This window comes from Streptomyces sp. NPDC041970 (genome assembly GCF_055588985.1).
Genome location: NZ_JBVJCD010000003.1, coordinates 1 through 17,307, shown reverse-complemented (window position 1 = coordinate 17,307; position 17,307 = coordinate 1). Strand labels below are relative to the sequence as shown.

Annotated in this window: 15 protein-coding genes, 1 tRNA gene and 1 pseudogene; 7 read left to right on the top strand and 10 right to left on the bottom strand. The window is 70.2% G+C overall.

The features are described from left to right. Nucleotides 1-180 precede the first annotated feature (180 nt). Both ACZ6EJ_RS02625 and ACZ6EJ_RS02620 read left to right on the top strand, forming a co-directional pair. Entirely contained in the window at nucleotides 181-2,463 is a 2,283-nt protein-coding gene (locus ACZ6EJ_RS02625; RefSeq protein ID WP_469264245.1) for a DEAD/DEAH box helicase, read from the top strand. A gap of 226 nt (nucleotides 2,464-2,689) precedes the next feature. Beyond that, nucleotides 2,690-2,763, top strand: a tRNA-Lys gene (locus ACZ6EJ_RS02620). A gap of 746 nt (nucleotides 2,764-3,509) precedes the next feature. Here the strand turns inward: ACZ6EJ_RS02620 and ACZ6EJ_RS02615 are convergent. From ACZ6EJ_RS02615 to ACZ6EJ_RS02595, 5 genes are all read right to left on the bottom strand, one after another. Continuing rightward, nucleotides 3,510-4,097 (bottom strand): class IV adenylate cyclase, encoded by a 588-nt coding sequence (locus ACZ6EJ_RS02615; protein WP_469264008.1) that lies wholly within the window; start codon nucleotides 4,095-4,097, stop codon nucleotides 3,510-3,512. A 16-nt stretch (nucleotides 4,098-4,113) separates the two neighbouring features. After that, nucleotides 4,114-4,761, bottom strand: coding sequence for a class I SAM-dependent methyltransferase (locus ACZ6EJ_RS02610; protein ID WP_469264007.1), 648 nt, complete (start codon nucleotides 4,759-4,761; stop codon nucleotides 4,114-4,116). Beyond that, nucleotides 4,679-5,320, bottom strand: a complete 642-nt coding sequence (locus tag ACZ6EJ_RS02605) for a P-loop nucleotide/nucleoside kinase family protein (protein WP_469264005.1) — start codon at nucleotides 5,318-5,320, stop codon at nucleotides 4,679-4,681. Before ACZ6EJ_RS02605 ends, ACZ6EJ_RS02610 begins: the two co-directional genes overlap by 83 nt. Next, nucleotides 5,313-6,215: a radical SAM protein gene (locus ACZ6EJ_RS02600; protein ID WP_469264003.1), complete on the bottom strand. Its 903-nt coding sequence runs from the start codon at nucleotides 6,213-6,215 to the stop codon at nucleotides 5,313-5,315. The genes ACZ6EJ_RS02605 and ACZ6EJ_RS02600 overlap by 8 nt, the downstream gene beginning before the upstream one ends. 106 nt (nucleotides 6,216-6,321) lie before the next feature. Beyond that, on the bottom strand, nucleotides 6,322-7,014 hold the full coding sequence (locus tag ACZ6EJ_RS02595; RefSeq protein ID WP_469264001.1) for an HAD family hydrolase: 693 nt from the start codon (nucleotides 7,012-7,014) through the stop codon (nucleotides 6,322-6,324). Between the two features lie 97 nt (nucleotides 7,015-7,111). Here ACZ6EJ_RS02595 and ACZ6EJ_RS02590 point away from each other — a divergent pair, with 97 nt between their 5' ends. Both ACZ6EJ_RS02590 and ACZ6EJ_RS02585 read left to right on the top strand, forming a co-directional pair. Beyond that, a complete protein-coding gene (locus ACZ6EJ_RS02590; RefSeq protein ID WP_469264000.1) occupies nucleotides 7,112-7,885 on the top strand; it encodes an XRE family transcriptional regulator in 774 nt (257 codons plus the stop codon). Continuing rightward, nucleotides 7,872-8,339 (top strand): NUDIX hydrolase, encoded by a 468-nt coding sequence (locus ACZ6EJ_RS02585; protein WP_469263999.1) that lies wholly within the window; start codon nucleotides 7,872-7,874, stop codon nucleotides 8,337-8,339. The genes ACZ6EJ_RS02590 and ACZ6EJ_RS02585 overlap by 14 nt, the downstream gene beginning before the upstream one ends. Here the strand turns inward: ACZ6EJ_RS02585 and ACZ6EJ_RS02580 are convergent. The 3 genes and pseudogenes from ACZ6EJ_RS02580 to ACZ6EJ_RS02570 all read right to left on the bottom strand — a co-directional run bounded on the left by ACZ6EJ_RS02580 (nucleotide 8,327) and on the right by ACZ6EJ_RS02570 (nucleotide 9,601). Continuing rightward, nucleotides 8,327-8,890, bottom strand: a pseudogene (locus tag ACZ6EJ_RS02580) (HD domain-containing protein). The gene ACZ6EJ_RS02585 and the pseudogene ACZ6EJ_RS02580 sit on opposite strands and share 13 nt — an antisense overlap. A 13-nt stretch (nucleotides 8,891-8,903) precedes the next feature. Next, on the bottom strand, nucleotides 8,904-9,095 hold the full coding sequence (locus ACZ6EJ_RS02575; RefSeq protein ID WP_469263998.1) for a hypothetical protein: 192 nt from the start codon (nucleotides 9,093-9,095) through the stop codon (nucleotides 8,904-8,906). Between the two features lie 383 nt (nucleotides 9,096-9,478). Continuing rightward, on the bottom strand, nucleotides 9,479-9,601 hold the full coding sequence (locus ACZ6EJ_RS02570; protein WP_469264243.1) for a BsuBI/PstI family type II restriction endonuclease: 123 nt from the start codon (nucleotides 9,599-9,601) through the stop codon (nucleotides 9,479-9,481). A 418-nt stretch (nucleotides 9,602-10,019) separates the two neighbouring features. On the opposite strand from ACZ6EJ_RS02570, the gene ACZ6EJ_RS02565 reads away from it, so the two are divergent. Beyond that, nucleotides 10,020-10,616: a hypothetical protein gene (locus ACZ6EJ_RS02565; RefSeq protein ID WP_469263996.1), complete on the top strand. Its 597-nt coding sequence runs from the start codon at nucleotides 10,020-10,022 to the stop codon at nucleotides 10,614-10,616. A gap of 788 nt (nucleotides 10,617-11,404) precedes the next feature. Further along, a complete protein-coding gene (locus ACZ6EJ_RS02560; RefSeq protein WP_469263995.1) occupies nucleotides 11,405-12,586 on the top strand; it encodes a spore photoproduct lyase family protein in 1,182 nt (393 codons plus the stop codon). Nucleotides 12,587-12,700: 114 nt separating this feature from the next. Here the strand turns inward: ACZ6EJ_RS02560 and ACZ6EJ_RS02555 are convergent, their stop codons facing one another. Together ACZ6EJ_RS02555 and ACZ6EJ_RS02550 are read right to left on the bottom strand one after the other, a co-directional pair. Beyond that, entirely contained in the window at nucleotides 12,701-13,456 is a 756-nt protein-coding gene (locus tag ACZ6EJ_RS02555) for a response regulator (protein ID WP_469263993.1), read from the bottom strand. After that, a complete protein-coding gene (locus ACZ6EJ_RS02550; protein ID WP_469263991.1) occupies nucleotides 13,453-14,652 on the bottom strand; it encodes a sensor histidine kinase in 1,200 nt (399 codons plus the stop codon). The genes ACZ6EJ_RS02555 and ACZ6EJ_RS02550 overlap by 4 nt, the downstream gene beginning before the upstream one ends. Before the next feature lie 238 nt (nucleotides 14,653-14,890). Between ACZ6EJ_RS02550 and ACZ6EJ_RS02545 the strand changes: the two genes are divergently transcribed. Next, entirely contained in the window at nucleotides 14,891-17,149 is a 2,259-nt protein-coding gene (locus ACZ6EJ_RS02545) for an MMPL family transporter (protein WP_469263990.1), read from the top strand. Nucleotides 17,150-17,307 lie beyond the last annotated feature (158 nt).

Sequence of the window (17,307 nt, the reverse complement as noted above, 5' to 3'; positions counted from 1 at the left end):
CGTTTGATCCCATTGCCCGGCGCCGACACAGAAGAGCGCCGTGTGGCGCGTACTCTCCCTTGCCGTGGCTGGACCGCATTGAGGCGGTCGAAATTGCGAATCACGGAGTTATGGGCGCGTGCCGAGACTCCGGAAGGTTTCGCATTTCGCATGTCAATTTCCAGTTCTGACCGCACCGTCATGCCCGAGAACATCGACAACGCCGAGCTCACCGAGCTCGTCGAGGCCGCTGTGACCGAGGCCCCCGCCGGCGCCACCGCCCCGGCCGCCCCCGTCGAGGAGAAGTCCGTGGCCGACTTCGTCGCGGACGCGCAGGCCGAGGAGGCCTCCGCCGACACGACGGAGACGCCGGAGGCCGACGTCGAGACGGCCGAGCCCGCCGACGCCGAGCCGACCGTCACCTTCGGCTCCCTGGGCCTGCCCGAGGGCATCGTCCGCAAGCTCGCGCAGAACGGTGTGACCGCCCCCTTCCCGATCCAGGCGGCGACCATCCCGGACGCCCTGGCCGGCAAGGACATCCTCGGCCGCGGCCGTACGGGCTCCGGCAAGACGCTCTCCTTCGGCCTGCCGCTGCTGGCCACGCTGGCCGGCGGCTCCACCGAGAAGAAGAAGCCGCGCGGCATCATCCTCACGCCGACCCGTGAGCTGGCGATGCAGGTCGCGGACGCGCTGCAGCCCTACGGCGACGTGCTCGGCCTCAAGATGAAGGTCGTCTGCGGCGGTACGTCGATGGGCAACCAGATCTACGCGCTGGAGCGCGGCGTCGACGTCCTCGTCGCGACGCCGGGCCGCCTGCGCGACATCATCAACCGCGGGGCCTGCTCCCTCGCGAACGTCCAGGTCGCCGTCCTCGACGAGGCCGACCAGATGTCCGACCTGGGCTTCCTGCCCGAGGTCACCGAGCTGCTCGACCAGATCCCCGGCGGCGGCCAGCGGATGCTCTTCTCCGCCACCATGGAGAACGAGATCGGCACGCTGGTCAAGCGCTACCTCACCGACCCGGTCACGCACGAGGTCGACAGCGCCCAGGGCAACGTGACGACCATGTCGCACCACGTCCTGGTCGTGAAGCCGAAGGACAAGGCGCCGGTCACCGCCGCCATCGCCGCCCGCAAGGGCCGCACGATCATCTTCGTCCGCACCCAGCTGGGCGCCGACCGCATCGCCGAGCAGCTCATCGAGTCCGGCGTGAAGGCCGACGCGCTGCACGGCGGCATGACCCAGGGCGCCCGTACGCGGGTCCTGGAGGACTTCAAGAAGGGCTACGTCAACGCGCTCGTCGCGACCGACGTGGCCGCCCGAGGCATCCACGTCGACGGCATCGACCTGGTCCTGAACGTGGACCCGGCCGGCGACCACAAGGACTACCTGCACCGCTCGGGCCGCACCGCCCGCGCCGGCAAGTCCGGTGTAGTCGTCTCGCTGGCGCTCCCGCACCAGCGCCGCCAGATCTTCCGCCTGATGGAGGACGCGGGCGTCGACGCCTCGCGCCACATCGTGCAGGGCGCGGGCGTCTTCGAGCCGGAGGTCGCCGAGATCACCGGCGCCCGCTCGCTCACCGAGGTCCAGGCCGACTCCGCGAACAACGCCGCCAAGCAGGCCGAGCGCGAGGCCGCCGACCTGACGAAGCAGTTGGAGCGCGTCCAGCGCCGTGCCGTCGAGCTGCGCGAGGAGGCCGACCGCCTGGTCGCCCGTGCCGCCCGCGAGCGGGGCGACGACCCGGAGGCGGCGGTGGCCGAGGTGGCCGCCGAGGCCGAGGCCGCCCTCGTGGCAGCCGTCTCCGTACCGGAGCAGCCGGCCGCCCGCGACGAGCAGCGCCGCGACGAGCGGGGCAACTACGAGCGCCGCGACAACCGGGGCGGCGACCGCGGGGGCTACCGCGGCGGCAACGACCGCCGCGACGACCGCCCGTCCGGTGGCTTCCGCTCCGGTGGCGGCGACCGCCGTGACGACCGTGGTGGGCGTCCGTTCGAGCGTCGGGACAACGACCGTCCGTCGTTCAACCGCGACCGTCGTGACGAGCGTCCCTCGGGCGGTTTCCGCTCCGGTGGCGGCGACCGCCGCGATGACCGTGGTGGGCGTCCGTTCGAGCGTCGGGACAACGACCGTCCGTCGTTCAACCGCGACCGTCGTGACGAGCGTCCCTCGGGCGGTTTCCGCTCCGGTGGCGGCGACCGCCGCGATGACCGTGGTGGGCGTCCGTTCGAGCGTCGGGACAACGACCGTCCGTCGTTCAACCGCGACCGCCGCGACGAGCGCCCCTCGGGCGGTTTCCGCGCCGGCGGCAGCGACCGTCCGTTCAACCGCGACCGCCGCGACGACCGCCCCTCGGGCGGCTTCCGCCCCGGCGGCGGCGACCGCCCCACCGGTCGTCGTGACGACCACCGCGGCGCCAACACCGGAACCAACACCGGTACCTTCGGCCGCCGCGACGACAAGCCGCGCTGGAAGCGCAACGGCTGACACCGGCCCGGCCCCCCGGCCGAGCCCGTCCGCCTGACGGACCGACAGGGCCCGTACGCCACCGAACCGACTCGGTGCTGTACGGGCCCTGTTGCCATCCCCGACCCCCTCCACCCCCGGCGCCCCCACCCGCGGGCACCGCCTCCCACCGGGCACGACGCCCCGGACCGGGATACCGGATCGGCTGCCGGGCCCGGGCGGGCTATGCTCGGGGGTGATCGATCGAGGGCCGTTAGCTCAATTGGTCAGAGCAGCGGACTTTTAATCCGTTGGTTGTGGGTTCGAGTCCCACACGGCCTACCGACAGCAGGGCGAGGACAACCCCTCTGACCTGCTACTTAGCGCCTCGACCGGCTTCGGTCGGCCGGGGCGCTTCGTCTTTCTCCTCAACAGTCAGCGGCGAGGTCGGCTCGGCTGGCTCGTGGGGGCGGTTGTCGCGCGCGGCTAGCCGGATCCATAGAGACCGGTCAGCAACAGAGGCCATGCCCCCGCCGTACGCATCGCCACCCAGCCTGGAGCCAGCCAACCCCGCTGATGGGCGTGCGTAACGACGGCCGGCCCGGTCACCACACCTGGTGACCGGGCCGGCCGTCGGAGGGCGCCAAAGCCCCGACAGCAGCGTGAAGGGGCGTCACAGGCTCGCTGACCTCCGACGGCCTCATCCACGACTGGAACAGGCCGCCCCGCGCCCGATGTCTTCCGACACGGCGTTCGCCAGGTCGCTCGGGCGCGGGGCCGTGCTCGCCGGGGCCTGACGAGCCGGGTCATCGTGAAGGAGAAGGGATTGCCAGACCTGCTCCTGCGAAACGCGGATGCACGAACCGCAGGCGAACATGGCTGCCCGGGCGCCGGCTGCGCTCACGGGGCCGATCCACAGAACACGGGTCCAGCGCCGGCCGCAGTAGAGCCAGCAGATTCCGTCCGTCCATGTATTGCCGTCGTCAGTGTCTGCTGCGGCGGGTAGACCGCCGCGCGCGAACTCGGCGATGCCGGGTATGACCCCAGGTGCCACGGCCAGTTCTATGCACACAGCTCGGTCCTAGAGATCACTCGCTCGGGATAGCTGCCCCGGCCGGAGCTTGCTTGTCGGCGTCGGCGAAGAGGAGGGTGGATTCGGCCAGGATGTCCCTGCCGGACTCGCTCTTGTAGATCTCATCGACGCTGCCGAAGCGTGCTTCGGAGTAGTCCAGGTTGAGCAGGGCGGCTGCCTGGCGGACCGATGCCTCGTCGGGGCCCTCGATCTCGACGAAGGTGGGGAGGTCCGGCCAGGTGTCGAAGTCGAAGGCGACCTCTCCAAGGCGCCATTCCTCGCGGTAGTTCTCCTGGTAACGGACCTCGCGCATACCGAGGCCGCGCAGGATCTCGGCCATGGCGTGCAGGTCGGTGACCTCGGTCTCGATCTCGGTGGTGCCGTTGATCGTGGTGGCGTCGGTGACCTGCTTGAGCGTCAGCGTCGATCGCGTGCCCTCGTCCCGAAGTCGCACCCAGGCGCCTCCTTCGAGTGCGTCGTTCTCGAAGATCTTGCGGGTCAGGAGGGTGCGCGGGAACGCTTGCGTGGCGCCCAGGGCGGTCAGCCGGGTCTGAAGGCCGGTGACGTCGATGGCGAGGAACTTGGCCTCGTACTCGTGCTTCACGGGTTCGTCCTTCGTACTAGGAGGGGGTGCGGGCTGCGAGGAGCAGGCCCATCCGGTGGGTGTGGTCCTGGAGCTGGCCGATGTGGGCTCGCTCGGTGAACTCGTTCGTGCGCAGGGTCAGCAGGACGTCCCAGTCGCCGATGAAGTGGCACCTGAGCTTCTCGGGGGACGTGTAGTGCTCGATCAGGTGCTGGCGCTGGGTGATGGGCATCATGAACTCAGCCCCGTACAGGCCGTTCCGACCGACAGAGGACTGCATGCGGGTGACGAAATCAGCGAGCGGGCGATGATGGTTGGCACTGTAATGCCAGGAGCAGCTCGTCCAGATGGCATCGCAGAGCGTGCCCGAAGGCTCCCATTGGAGGAAGTCCTCCTCCACGGTCTGCACGCGGTCGTGGAGTGATTCGAGCTTGAGGCGGTCGACGAGGCCCATGGCGTGGGCCTGGTTGTCACCCGGGAGGATGACCTCGCCACCATGCAGAGCGAGCGGGTCGTGCTCTACCGCGATCACCTGGTAGCCGGCCGCGGCCAGGGGCAGGACGAATTTTCCGTCGCTCGCTCCCACGACCATGACCGTGGCGTCAGGAGCGGCACGCTCCTTCAGCGCGGCGAGGAACTGGGGGAAGAACGTGAGGGTGTGCTCCCACAGGCTCTGCGTATGCACGGTGGGGGGCTCCTCGCGTGTCGATGGACAGGATCGTCTGGAGGACCTCGTCGGGGTCCAGATGTGTGGTGTCCACGTGGTGCATCGGGAACTGGGCATAGGCGTCGGAAACGCGGTCTGCCATCTCTTCTGCCAGGACGTCCCAGCGGGAGACCGGTTTGATGCGCTCGGCGAGCCTGCGCTCCCGCTCGCCTTTGCCGCACGTCAGTTGGTACGTCACGGGCTGGGGCAGGCTGGGTGGGAGCCTGACGCCGAGGCTGGAGCCGAGTGCCTGGTGGTTGGCCAGGCAGCGGGCGAAGTAGCTCTCCACGACCACCGAGGTGCCTTCGGCCAGGAGGCGCCCGATCTCATCGGTCACGGTGAACAGCGCGGACAGGTAGAAGCACATCCGGGCTTCGGTGTTTCCACGCCGGTCCACCTCCCGGCGCAGCGGCTGGTAGAAGAGCGGTACGGTCGGGACCAGGACGGCACGGCGGGCCGCTGCCAGCATCGGGGCGATGGTCGACTTTCCGGTGCCACGGAGCCCTTCGAGGCTCTCGAACAGCGGACCGTCAGACACGGCCGTACACCACGTCCGGTACCGCGAGTGTGAGCTCGTCGGTGGGTGAGGGCCGGTGGTCGATGTGGTCGGCCAGCTTGTCGTACCAGAAGGCGTGCGAGTCCTTGCCAACTGCTTTGCAGGACATCGTGAGCGCGCCACGGGGGTCGGCCTCGATCCGCTCGATCTCGACGGGGCCCCCGTCGGGAGGGCAGGAGTCCGGGGCGCCGGCCTCGGACAGGTCCTCGTCGACGATCACCTCGATCTCCAGGTCGGCCGCATCCAGCCGGCCGCGAAGACGGGTGTAGGCCGCAGGGTCGGCGATCAGGAGCTCGGGGTGATCGGCAGCGTTGCCGACCGGCCGGAGGCAGTGCAGTTTCAGCTGCTCCACGCCGTAGCCCTGGAGTACGCGAGCGAGCGGCAGTACCTCTTCGATGTTGCGTGAGGTGACCGTCATGGTGGCTCCGGTGCGGACACCGAGGCGCTGGGCGATTTCGAGGGCGCTCAGCCCGCTGCGGTAGCTTCCGAACTTGCGGATGTGGTCGTTGGTCGAGCCGATGCCCTCCAGCGATACCCGGAGCAGGTCCAGGTCGGGGGCGATCTCGGTCAGCCGGCGCTCGATCCGGTAGCCGTTGGTGCAGATCTCGACCCGCAGGCCCAGGCCCCGCTTGGCGTACCGGAGAACCTGGGTGAGGTCCCGGTAGACGAACGGTTCGCCGCCCAGCAGGGTGACGGCCTCGGTGCCGTACTGATCGCGCATGAGGGTGATGAGGTTGATCGCCTCGTCCGCGGTGAAGGCGTCGGCGTGCTGGAGCCGCTTGCCGTGGAAGCAGTGCAGGCATTGGAAGTTGCAGCGGTAGAGCAGCTGCAGGTACAGCATCCGGATTCTGCGGATCCCGGTGATTTCGCTGATCACGAGGGTCTCCTTCGGGCGTTTGCCTGGTGGGAGACCTGATATTGGCGGGGCAGGTGCGGACCCCGTCACCGCGTATCGGGACGCTCCAAGGACGTCCTGGGACGTTTTAGGACGCCGCGAACGTCTCCAGGATCCCGAGGAGGCGAGCGGTGTCCACGAGATCGGGCAGCACCCTTTGAGCACCGGCAGCGGCCAGTTCCTCGGCGCTGTGGACGCCGGAGGCGACCGCGATGATCTCGGAGCCCGTAGCGATCGCGGCCTCAACGTCCCTGGGCGTATCGCCCACGAGCACGACGGGCACGTCACCTTGCGTACCTCGCAGCCGCTGAGCACGCTCACGGGCGACAGCAACCAGGTCCGGCCGGTGAAGAGCATCAGCACCATAGGCGCCAACTCGCAGATCGAGCAGGGAGTCAAGGCCGAAGGCCGATACCTTCACCCGCGCGTTGGCCGCGACATTTCCGGTGAGCACCGAGGACACCCAGGTACTGCGTACGGAGACTTCCTTCAAGATCTCACGCACGCCAGGCAAGGCTGTTCCGCGTTGGCTGAGCTCGGACAGACGCGCGGCACCCGCGGCCGTGAGAGCGTCCTCGACAGCAGCCCAGTCCGGCTCAGACACACCGTTTCGGTGGAACATGTCGCGCATGATCAAGCGATCCGTACGACCTTCCGTCCGCGCCGGCCCCATGGGCTCTCTCCCCGACAGCGCTGTGAAGGCAGCGGCGTAGATCTCCTTGCTGACCCCGGCATTCTCGATCAGCGTGTGGTCGATGTCCCACAGGACGATGAGCTCCATACGCCCAGCGTAAGCACCCTGGTCGTGCCGTCGATGTCCCGCAGAACGTCCCGGAACGTCCTTGCCGCTCCCGGCCCCTTCAGCTTCTATGGCACCTGTGAACGAGCGACTGCACTCCGTACTCGCCCAACGCGGCATCCCACCCGAATCCCTAGCCGAAGTCTGCGAGGTCGACCCCAAGACGGTGAGCCGATGGCTCGGCGGACGTGTTCCCCACGCCCGCCACCGCTTCCGCGTCGCCCGGCACCTGCGGGTGGAGGAGCTGTTCCTCTGGCCGGCGCCGGAACGCTCGGTCCTCCAGCAAGCCGCCGGGTCAGAGCAGGAGCTCGTCACGACCTACCAGAACAGAGCGAGCGTCCCACGGGACACTTGGCTGTCGCTGCTCAAAGGCGCGCAGGAGCAGATCAACGTCCTCGTGTTCTCCGGCACCTTCTTCGCCCAGTCCAACCCCCACGTCGCGAAGATGCTCGCCGAGCGTGCGTCGGACGGGGTGCGAGTGCGTCTCTGCTTCGGCGACTCGAACGGCCAGGCAGCAGCCATCCGGGGCCGGGAGGAGGGTATCGGCGACACCCTCGCCGCCAAGATCCGTGCCTCCCTCACCTACTACCGGCCCTTACTCTCCGAGGCAGGCTGCGAGGTGAGACTGCACGACACCACGCTCTACACCTCCATGTTCCGTTACGACAACAACCTCCTGGTCAACCCGCACGTCTGGGGCCAGCCGGCCAGCGCGAACCCCCTCCTGCATCTCCGCAGAGCTGACACCACGGGCTGGTTCGACAACTACGCTCAGAGTTTCGAAGCTGTCTGGGCCACCGCACGGCCCTGGACACCAGACCAGGAGGAGCCCTCGTCAGATGGGCAGGACTGAGTACTACAACGACCCCAAGGCCCCCAAGGCGAACACGCTCATCCCCGCCAACAACCTGCTCGTCGTTGACGACAACGGCGCCATACTCCTCCAGCGCCGCAGGGACACCGGCCAATGGGCCTTGCCGGGAGGCGCCCAGGACATCGGCGAGACAGCAGCCCAGTGCGCCGTGCGCGAGTGCCTGGAAGAGACCGGGATCATTGCCGAGATCACGGGCTTCCTGGGGGTCTACACGAACCCGAACCACATCGTGGCCTATACAGACGGCGAGATCCGCCAGCAGTACGAGAACACCTACATCGGCCGCCCCGTGGGCGGCGAGCCCGCCGTCAACGATGAAGCTGACGGCGTCCGCTACGTCCACCCCAACGATCTGGACGACTACGACATCCACCCCAGCATGCGCCAGCAGATCGGCGACTACCTGGCTGGCACATACCCTTATCTGGGCTGAGCCGCCAACGCCGCCTCCACCCGCCCTACGGCCGCCAGGATGTCCGGCGATGCCCGACGGATGAACCGCCCCACCACGCTGTCGGACCCGTATCGCCCGGTGATCTCGGCCAACCGAGCCTCGACCGTCGTGACCTGGCCGTCCGGTGTTGTCGTCATGTCGCAGTACACAAGTGCGTCCACAAGGCGCTGGTCGTCCAGAAGTGGAAACTCGGCTTCCAGCACGGCCCTCAAGCCGCGCTCCTCTGCCTCCAGCAACGCAAGCGAATGGTTGGCTACGAGCCGTACCAGCCGTTCGTCAGCAGCGTGGGCGTCACGCAGGAACCGAGCGCCGTCCAGCGGGTGAAAACCAGTGACGGCCAGGCGAGGCGCGTAACCCACGTCGTGCAGTACCGCAGCAGCAAGCAACAGGTCCGCCGCGTCCTCGACGAGCTCCGCCAGTTCGCTCCCGCGCCACGCGACCCCTTACGAGTGCATCCATCGACGAGGAAGCGGTTCGCTCAACTCCGCTTCAGCCACCGAGAACGCCCACTTCGACAGTGATCCATTCATGCTCCGCCGCCGCTCACCGCGCGCCGGAGGCGGGCAGGTTGAGTTCGCCAGTGGACAGCTCGTTCCGCATCAGGTCCTGGTAGCTCCGACTCTCGTGCTCAAGGAGAGCCGGCCCATCCTCCTCGCTCGTCTTCCCCGTCGCCGCGTACACCTCGACAGCAGCCACCCGAGCCCTGAGCGACTGCGTCTCCGAAAACTCCACCACCTGGGAAGCACTTGCCCCGGAGTGGATCCCCAACCAGGTGGCAGCCACCTGATGGCCGAACGCAAGTGTCATGGCGTTGGTGATGATTGCGTGATCTTGGGCTGCATTTCGACGGGACACAGGTACCACCATGGCAACAGGAAAGCGGCCGCGCAGCTACTTCTTGTAAGACGGGCCCCGGCAGTCACGCCCACCGGCTCGCCGAGAATCGGATGAGGGAGGAGCTGTGCGCGCTACTGGCCGCCGGGTTGTCCGCGGTTCACACCGGACTTGTCACTACCGCGCCCGCCGGGGCTCACCTGATCAGAGCGCAAGCTGGAGGGGCTCACTCGTAGGGGCCGAGGAACCGTGAGCCGTTCAGGTGGATCAGGTGATCAGGCGCGTCAGCCACCCGGGGCTTCGGTCTCCCAGGCGAGATCGGCCGGCCATGTGCGCATCGTGGTGCGGTCCGGGAAGCAGTTCACGAACACCAACCCTGCCTTGTCCGTCGCGAAGAGTTTCTTCAGCCACGAGCACCTGACCTATGTGCCCACGCAGATCGTCACCGAATATCTCTTCCGGCCTTCGGCCGGGAACGACCCATCGACGGGCTCGTCTACGCCTCCGCCACCAGCCGCGATGGGCGGTGCACCGTTCTCGACATCCCCCAGGCCCACTGCCTCGACCCAGACGGCCCGGAACTCGACGCACACGTCGCCCTGCGCCTGGTCCCGAGCACACTGCGCGCAAACCAGCGCTTGCCCCACGACCTCCCCCTTGCCGAAGAGAGCGTCCCGCACGATCAGTGACCGCCCTGGCCCCCGTCGGCCAGGGAAGTTCTGCCGAACAAGCGGACAGCGAGTCATGGCACAAGGCCGAACTTTATGATCGGCACCATTGATGCAGGCAGGGCAGGTCCCACCTGCCCGATACGAGGTGGGAGCTGTGGGACAGACCTGGGGTGCGCTCGTTGTGGCTGTCGTCGGTGTCATCGGCACCCTGGGCGCGGCTCTGCTGACACAGAGCAGAGCCGATCGGCTCAAGCGCCATGAACTGGAAGCGACCGCTCGCCAGCAACGCGAAGACCGCGCCCATGCCGAACAGGTCCGGCAGCAGGAAACACGCCTTACGGCGCGACGCGAACTGACCGACTTGCGCCGCGCCTGCTATATCTCCCTCAACACCACGGCACGGCAGTACCAGACCGCACAGATCAACCTCATGCACGTCCTACGCGCCCGGAATGACGCAGAAACCCAGGCGTGTGCCGAGCAACTTGAGGCACGGCGCCTGGTCCTTCGCGACAGCTACGCAGAAGCACAGATGATCGTGCCCGGCGCCGTGCTGGCAGACGCCCGAGCAACAAACCACCAGCTCAACAAAACCTACGGGCTGCTGAAGAGAATGATGGCAGGCGGCCATCCCAGCACCAGCGAACTCGATGCCCTCGAGATCGAGACGGAAATGTCGTGGGCCCTGCTGTCCGACCTGAGGGCCGCCATGCGCCACGATCTCGGCGTGGACGATGCCTCCGAAGAGTAGAGCCCCGGCCCTCAGCAGACGCGCCCGCCTGCTGAGGGCAGCGTAAGGAAAACGTCGTCGGCCGCCACCCCCCTGTCAGCGGGACGGGGCGGCAAACCCGCCGGGACCGCAACTGTGCGACGCCCGCGCCCCGACAAGGGTGCAGTCCGGGTTGCATTCAGCCGGGTGCAAGCCCGTTCACGTCACCCCGGCGAGCACGCTCTGCCGCAGGTCAGGACGCGTGCGAACCCTCCAGGACTCCCGGGCGAACGGGAGAGAGCGTGTCGGGACGCGATGCCTGCGGCGAGCTCGGATGCGTGAGCGGACGTTTCGGCACGACGCGCTCAGATCTGGACCGGACGGCAGGGGCGAGTCGCTGACCAGGGATTTCTGGATCCCCGAAGTCCCCAACGGAAGTCCCGGCAGGAACTTGCCGGGACTTTTAATCCGTTGGTTGTGGGTTCGGGTCCCACACGGCCTACCGCCTCGCCCCCAGCTCAGAGCCCGATCGAGCTGGGGGCTTCGCCGTGCGGGCACGGGAAATGGCCTCCTGCCGGCCCGCTGCCGGCCCGCATGGAAGCGGGTGGCGGTGACGCGGAGGCGAGCGGGCGACTCCTCCGCCCCACGCGTGGGCGCGTGGTCGCTGCGCAGACGCCGCCCCGCACAGGGCCGGCAGCCCCCCCCACCCGTACGCCGCCGTGTCCCCGCCCCCGTCCTCCTCGTGCGCCCGCATAGGGTCGGGTCCGTCCGCTTCGGGTTCTCCGGTGGGAGGCGGGCGCCCGGATCGTGACAGGAGCGGGGGCGGTGCCGTGAATCAGCGTCCGGGCGGGGGCGAACCCGCAGGGCCCGAGCAGCAGGCCCTCTTCGGCTGGGAGGACGCGGCGCCCGCCTCGCGGACGGGCGGCGGGAGCGGGTTCCGGGACAGTGCGCGGGCCCGGCGGATGCTGAACGTACGGGAGGTGTACGCGGAACCCGCCGCGCTCGCCTCCCCGCGCGGGCAGCAGATCCTGGCGAGGCTGCCGGGCGTGCCCGTCACCGAGGTGGCCGGCCACTGGCGCATCCCCTCCCTCCACGGCAACGACGGCAACATCGCCCGCTGGACCCGGATCAAGACCGAGACCCTGGTCCTGGGCGTCCGGCAGAGCCTCACGACCCGCCCCAACGGCAGGTCGGCCGACTGGATCGCCCCCGGGGCCTCCAACGGTTGCGCCATGGCCTGCGCGTACTGCTACGTCCCGCGCCGCAAGGGGTACGCCAACCCGATCACGCTGTTCACCAACATCGAGGCGATCGTCGCCCACGTACGACGGCATGTACGGGCGCAGGGCCCCAAACGGGAGCCCAACCAGTGCGACCCGCACTCCTGGGTGTACGACATCGGCGAGAACGGCGACTGCTCCGTCGACGCCCTGATCTGCGACAACACGGCCGACCTCATCGCCGCGTTCCGGACGCTGCCCACCGCGAAGGCCTCGTTCGCCACCAAGTTCGTCAACCCCGACCTGCTCGCACTGGATCCGCGGGGCCGCACTCGGGTGCGCTTCTCGGTGATGCCCGCGGACGACTCCCGCCTGCTGGACATCCGCACCAGCCCGGTCGCTGAGCGCATCGCGGCCGCCGCCGACTTCCTCGACGCGGGGTACGAGGTCCACTTCAACCTCTCCCCCGTGGTGCTGCGCCCCGGTTGGCAGCGGGACTGGGCCGAGCTCCTCGTCCAGCTCGACGACGTCCTCCCCGGCCGGGTGAAGGAGCAGGCGGCCGCCGAGATCATCATGCTGACCCACAACCAGCAGCTCCACGAGGTCAACTTGGGCTGGCACCCGCGGGCCGAGGACCTCCTGTGGCAGCCGGCCGCGCAGGAGACGAAACGCTCGGAGAACGGCGCCCTCAACGTCCGCTACGCCCGCGAGGTCAAGCACCACGCCATCGTCCGGCTGCGGGAGTCGATCGCCGCCCACGCCCCGTGGCTCCGGATCAGGTACGCGTTCTGAGCCCGCCCGCCCCCCCTGCCGGCCCGAGGAGGTACGGACCGGGGCCCGGCAGATCGCCCGCGGCCCGCACAGCGGCCCCCGGCCTCGTACGGGCCACCGTCCGCGCGGGCCCCGTCAGTCGCGCTCGCCCGTCCTGATCAGGCCCGTCTCGTAGGCGGCGATCACCGCCTGGGCCCGGTCGCGGACCCGGAGCTTGGCGAAGAGCGCCGTGATGTGGTTCTTCACCGTGGACGGGCTCACGGCCATCTCGTCGGCGATCTCGTTGTTGTCCAGGCCGAGGGCGATCAGCCGCCACACCTCCCGCTCGCGCGGAGTCAGCCCGTCGGGGGCGTTCGCCGGTGGGCCGGCGGACGCGCGTCGCGACGGCCGCCGCGGGGCCGTCACGTAGGAGGAGATGAGCCGGGTCAGCAGGCGGGGGGCGACCACCGCCTCGCCGGTGTGGATCACACGCACTGCCGTGACCAGCTCCTCGGGCGAGATGTCCTTCGGCAGGAACCCGCAGGCGCCCGCGCGGAGCGCGGCGACGACGTGCTCGTCCATGTCGAAGGTGCTCAACGCGAGCACCCGGCACTCGGGCGCCTCCCGCGTGAGGCGTTCGGTCGCGGCGATGCCGTCCAGGACCGGCATACGGATGTCCATGACGACGACGTCCGGCCGCAGCCGCCGGGCGAGTTCCACGGCCTGCGCGCCGTCCGCGGCCTCGCCGACCACCTCGATCGTGGGCTCGGGCCCGAGCATGAGCACCAGGCCGCAGCGTACGAGGAGCTGGTCGTCGGCGATCAGTACGCGGATGGTGGCGGAGGCCGCCTCGCCACCGGTCGCCACGGGCTTCCCGTCCGTCGCCTCCGTGCCGCCGTTCGTCCCGCTCATCGCCGTGCCCCCTCTCCCTCGGGCAGCGGCAGCCGTGCCGCGACCCGGTAGCCGGCGCCCTGCCGGCGCCCCGTCTCCAAGGCGCCGCCGTGCAGCGCGACGCGTTCGCCCATGCCGATCAGGCCGTGACCGGAGCCGGGCAGGGACACGGGACCGCCGGGCGTCCCCTCCCCGTCGTCGATGACCTCCACCCTCGCCTCGCGGTCCCCGTACACGAGGAGGACGCGTGCGCGGGCGCCGCTTCCCGCGTGCTTGCGGGCGTTGGTCAGCGCTTCCTGGACCACGCGGAAGACCGTCAGCTCCACGCTGGTCGGGAGCGGCCGGGGCTCTCCCCGTACCTCGAACTCCGTCGGCAGGCCCGCCGCCGACGACTCGGCGACGATCCGGTCCAGGTCCGCGATGCCGGGCTGGGGCGCGGTCGTCTCCTCCCGCGTCTCGCCGTCGGCCCGCAGGACGTCGAGCAACTGCCGCATCTCGCGTAGCGCCGTACGTCCCAGGCCCTCCAGGGTGACGAGCGCCTCCCGCGTCACCTCCGGGTTCCGGTCGAGGTTGGCGCGGGCGCCGCCCGCCATCAACTGCATCGTCGTCACATGGTGCGCGACGATGTCGTGCATCTCGCGGGCGATACGGCGGCGTTCGTCGGCCACGGCGCGTTCGGCGAGCAGCCTGCGGTGGGCCTCGACCTCCTGGTGCCAGCGGTTCATCACGATCCCGGCGACGACCACGAACAGCACGGCCGTGCAGTTCCCCACCAACTGCAGGAACACGCTGTGGAAGCGCAACGCGCCCCCGATCAGCGGCAGCGCCATGCTCACCAGAGCCGCCGGCACGAAGACGCGGGGGCCGCGGGCGCGCACGACGGAGTACAGGGCGACGACCATGGCGGCGTTGAAGCCCTGCCCCACCGGCCAGCTCAGTTGGACGGCGAGCCCGACGGCGAGGACGCCGGCGAGGGTGAGGAGAGGGGCGCGCCGCCGGGCGAGCAGCGCCAGGGCGGACACCGTCATCAGCAGGCAGCCGGCCACGGGGACGAAGCCCTGCACGTCCTGACTGGTGAGGGTGAAGCCGATCAGGTCGAGGGCCGCGGCGCCGACCGTGACCAGCGCGTCGTTGCGGGTCCAGGGCACGGCGTCCCCGCCCGCCCCGGTCGGGGGCCGGGCCTGCTCCTCGGCGGACGAGGCGTGGGGCGTGGGCATCGTGTTCCTTCCTCGGCCGCGGGCACGTCCATTCTCCCCGTACTCGGGACCGGCGGGCAGGGCCTGAGGACGATCCCGGTCTGGGAGCGGGCTCCTGGTCCGGGGGGCCGGTGACACCGCACTCCCACCCTGCTTCTCGTTCCCTGCTCCGATGAGCCGGTACGGGCGCGCTGATGTGCTGGAGGCAGGCCGGAAAGCGCCGGCGACCCCCCTCACCTCTCTGCTCCGGAGGCAGTCCGTGATACGCGCCCTGACCGGGTTCTCCACCCGCCATCCCTGGAAGGTCATCGCCCTGTGGTCGGTGGTCGGCGTCTTCCTCGCCGTGATCGCCGGGGCGCTGGGACCCCGCGCGACGCAGGCGCAGAGCGGCGACTTCCTGCCGAAGGGCTACGACTCGGCCGCCGCGCTCCAGGTCGCCGAGGACCGGTTCGGTGTGCGGCCCGACGCCAGTACGGTCACCGTCCTGGTCGGCAGGCCCGACGGGGAGCCGTTGACCGGCGCGGACCAGAAGCACATCGCGTCCGTGGCGAAGGAGCTCGGCAGCCGCCGCGTGACGATGCCGGACCCGAAGGACACCGCGACGACGGCGGACGACGACCCGATCCCGTTCCTCACCGAGGACTACGCGCAGACCCCCGAGGTCGCCGTGGGCATGACCGCCCCCGACCGCAGCTTCGCGCTGCTGTCCGTGCAACTGGAGGGGAACACCACCGACCCCGCTCTGCACGGCCTCTACGAGGCTTTCCGCGGGCAGACCGAGGAGGCCTTCGCCGAGGTGCGCCTGCGGACCGGGTTCACCGGGGGCCTCGCCGACATCGTCGACACGCTGGACGCGGAGGAGACGACCCAGCGCGTCGTCGGCATGGTCATGCTGGGCCTGATCGTGCTGATCAACGTGCTGGTGTTCCGCAGTGTGCTCGCCGCGTTCGTCCCGCTGATCGCGGTCGTCATCGTGGGCGGCGCGGCGACCGGCGTGGTCGTCGGGGGCGCCCTGCTCACCGGCGTCAGGCTGGACACCTCCACGCCCAGCATGATCAGCGTCGTCCTGGTCGGCATCGGGATCGACTACTTCCTCTTCCTGCTCTTCCGCTTCCGCGAGCTCCTGCGGGAGCGTCCCGACGCGCCCCCGCGGGCCGTCGCGGCCGAGGTGGGCGCCCGCGTCGGCACCGCCGTCACCTCCGCCGCCCTCACCATCGTGGCCGCCTTCGCGACACTGGGCATCGCGACCTTCGGGCAGTTCCGGGTGCTGGGTCCCGCCGTGGCCGTGTCCGTACTCGTCATGCTCCTGGCCAGCCTCACGGTGATGCCCGCCCTGCTCGCGGTGACCGGCCGGCGCATGTTCTGGCCCTCCCGCGCCCTGAAGCGCACGCCGCGCCACGGGCTCGCCGGGAGGACCGGCGACTTCGTCGCCGACAGGCCGCTGACGTCGGTGCTCGCCGGTGTCGTCCTGCTCGGCGCGCTCGCCGTGGGCCTGGTCGGCATCCGCATGGACTTCGGTCAGGGCGGGACCGGCCACGGGACGCCGGCCGCCGCCACCGGGGCCGAGATCGCCCGCGCCCTTCCGGCCGGCGTCTTCGACCCGGCCACCGTCTACGTCACGGTCCCCGAGGGCCGGCGCCTCACCACCGCGGACCTGGGCGGACTGCCCGGCGGGCTGGCCCGCGTCGAGGGCGTCGGCACGGTGGGCGCGCCCGTCCTCAACGAGAAGGGCGACGCCGCCCGCATCGATCTGTACCTGACCGCGGACTCCCGGACCCCGGAGGCCCGCGACCTCGTCTCGGGGCCGGTGCGCGACGCCGTCGCGGCCCACGCCCCGGCGGGCGTGGAAGCCCATGTCGGCGGTACGGCGGCGATCTTCGCCGACATCTCCACCGCCGTCGACAAGGACCTCCGGACCGTCTTCCCCGTGGCCGCCGGACTGATCGCCCTCATCCTTCTGGTGCTGCTGCGCAGTGTGCTCGCCCCGGTCGTCCTGATGCTCTCGGTGGGTCTGTGCTTCGCCGCCACGCTGGGCGCGGCGACCCTCGTCTTCCAGCACGGTCTCGGCAAGCCGGGCGTCGACTTCGCCCTGCCGCTCGTGCTGTTCCTCTTCGTCGTCGCGATCGGCACCGACTACAACATCCTGATCAGCGACCGCATCCGGGAGGAGATGGGGGGGCCGCGCACCGCCCGCGCCGCGGTCGCGAGGGCCGTACGCCACACCGCGCCGGCCATCGCCACCGCGGGTGTCGTCCTCGCCGCGTCCTTCGGCAGCCTCGCCGTCGGCTCGAACGCCTCCACGCAGCAGATCGGCTTCGCGACGGGACTCGGCATCCTGCTGTCCGCCTTCGTCCTCTCGATCGTGATCGTCCCGGCGGCGGCCGCGCTGCTCGGACGCCGTATCTGGTGGCCGGTCCGACCGGGCGGGCGCCCCGGCCGCGGGAAGCGCCCTGAGCCGGGCGTGCCGCCGACCGCCGCGACCGACGACCGGGGCGCGTCCCTCACGACCACCACCTGATCCGACGGGACGGGCCGGCCCCGCGCCGCCCTCCGCTCGGCCGCGGCCCCCCCCCCCCCCGTCGGGGGGGGGGGGGGGGGGGGGGGGGGGGGGGGGTGCCCGGGGGGGGGGGGGGGGGGGAGACAGGCCTGTCCCCCTTCCCTCCCCCACCCCCCCCG

What these genes read in the sequence shown, in the direction of transcription:
- ACZ6EJ_RS02550 (WP_469263991.1), bottom strand. Translation starts at nt 14,652, where the DNA reads ATGCCCACGCCCCACGCCTCGTCCGCCGAGGAGCAGGCCCGGCCCCCG.
- ACZ6EJ_RS02555 (WP_469263993.1), bottom strand. Translation starts at nt 13,456, where the DNA reads ATGAGCGGGACGAACGGCGGCACGGAGGCGACGGACGGGAAGCCCGTG.
- ACZ6EJ_RS02585 (WP_469263999.1), top strand. Translation starts at nt 7,872, where the DNA reads ATGGGCAGGACTGAGTACTACAACGACCCCAAGGCCCCCAAGGCGAAC.
- ACZ6EJ_RS02625 (WP_469264245.1), top strand. Translation starts at nt 181, where the DNA reads ATGCCCGAGAACATCGACAACGCCGAGCTCACCGAGCTCGTCGAGGCC.
- ACZ6EJ_RS02595 (WP_469264001.1), bottom strand. Translation starts at nt 7,014, where the DNA reads ATGGAGCTCATCGTCCTGTGGGACATCGACCACACGCTGATCGAGAAT.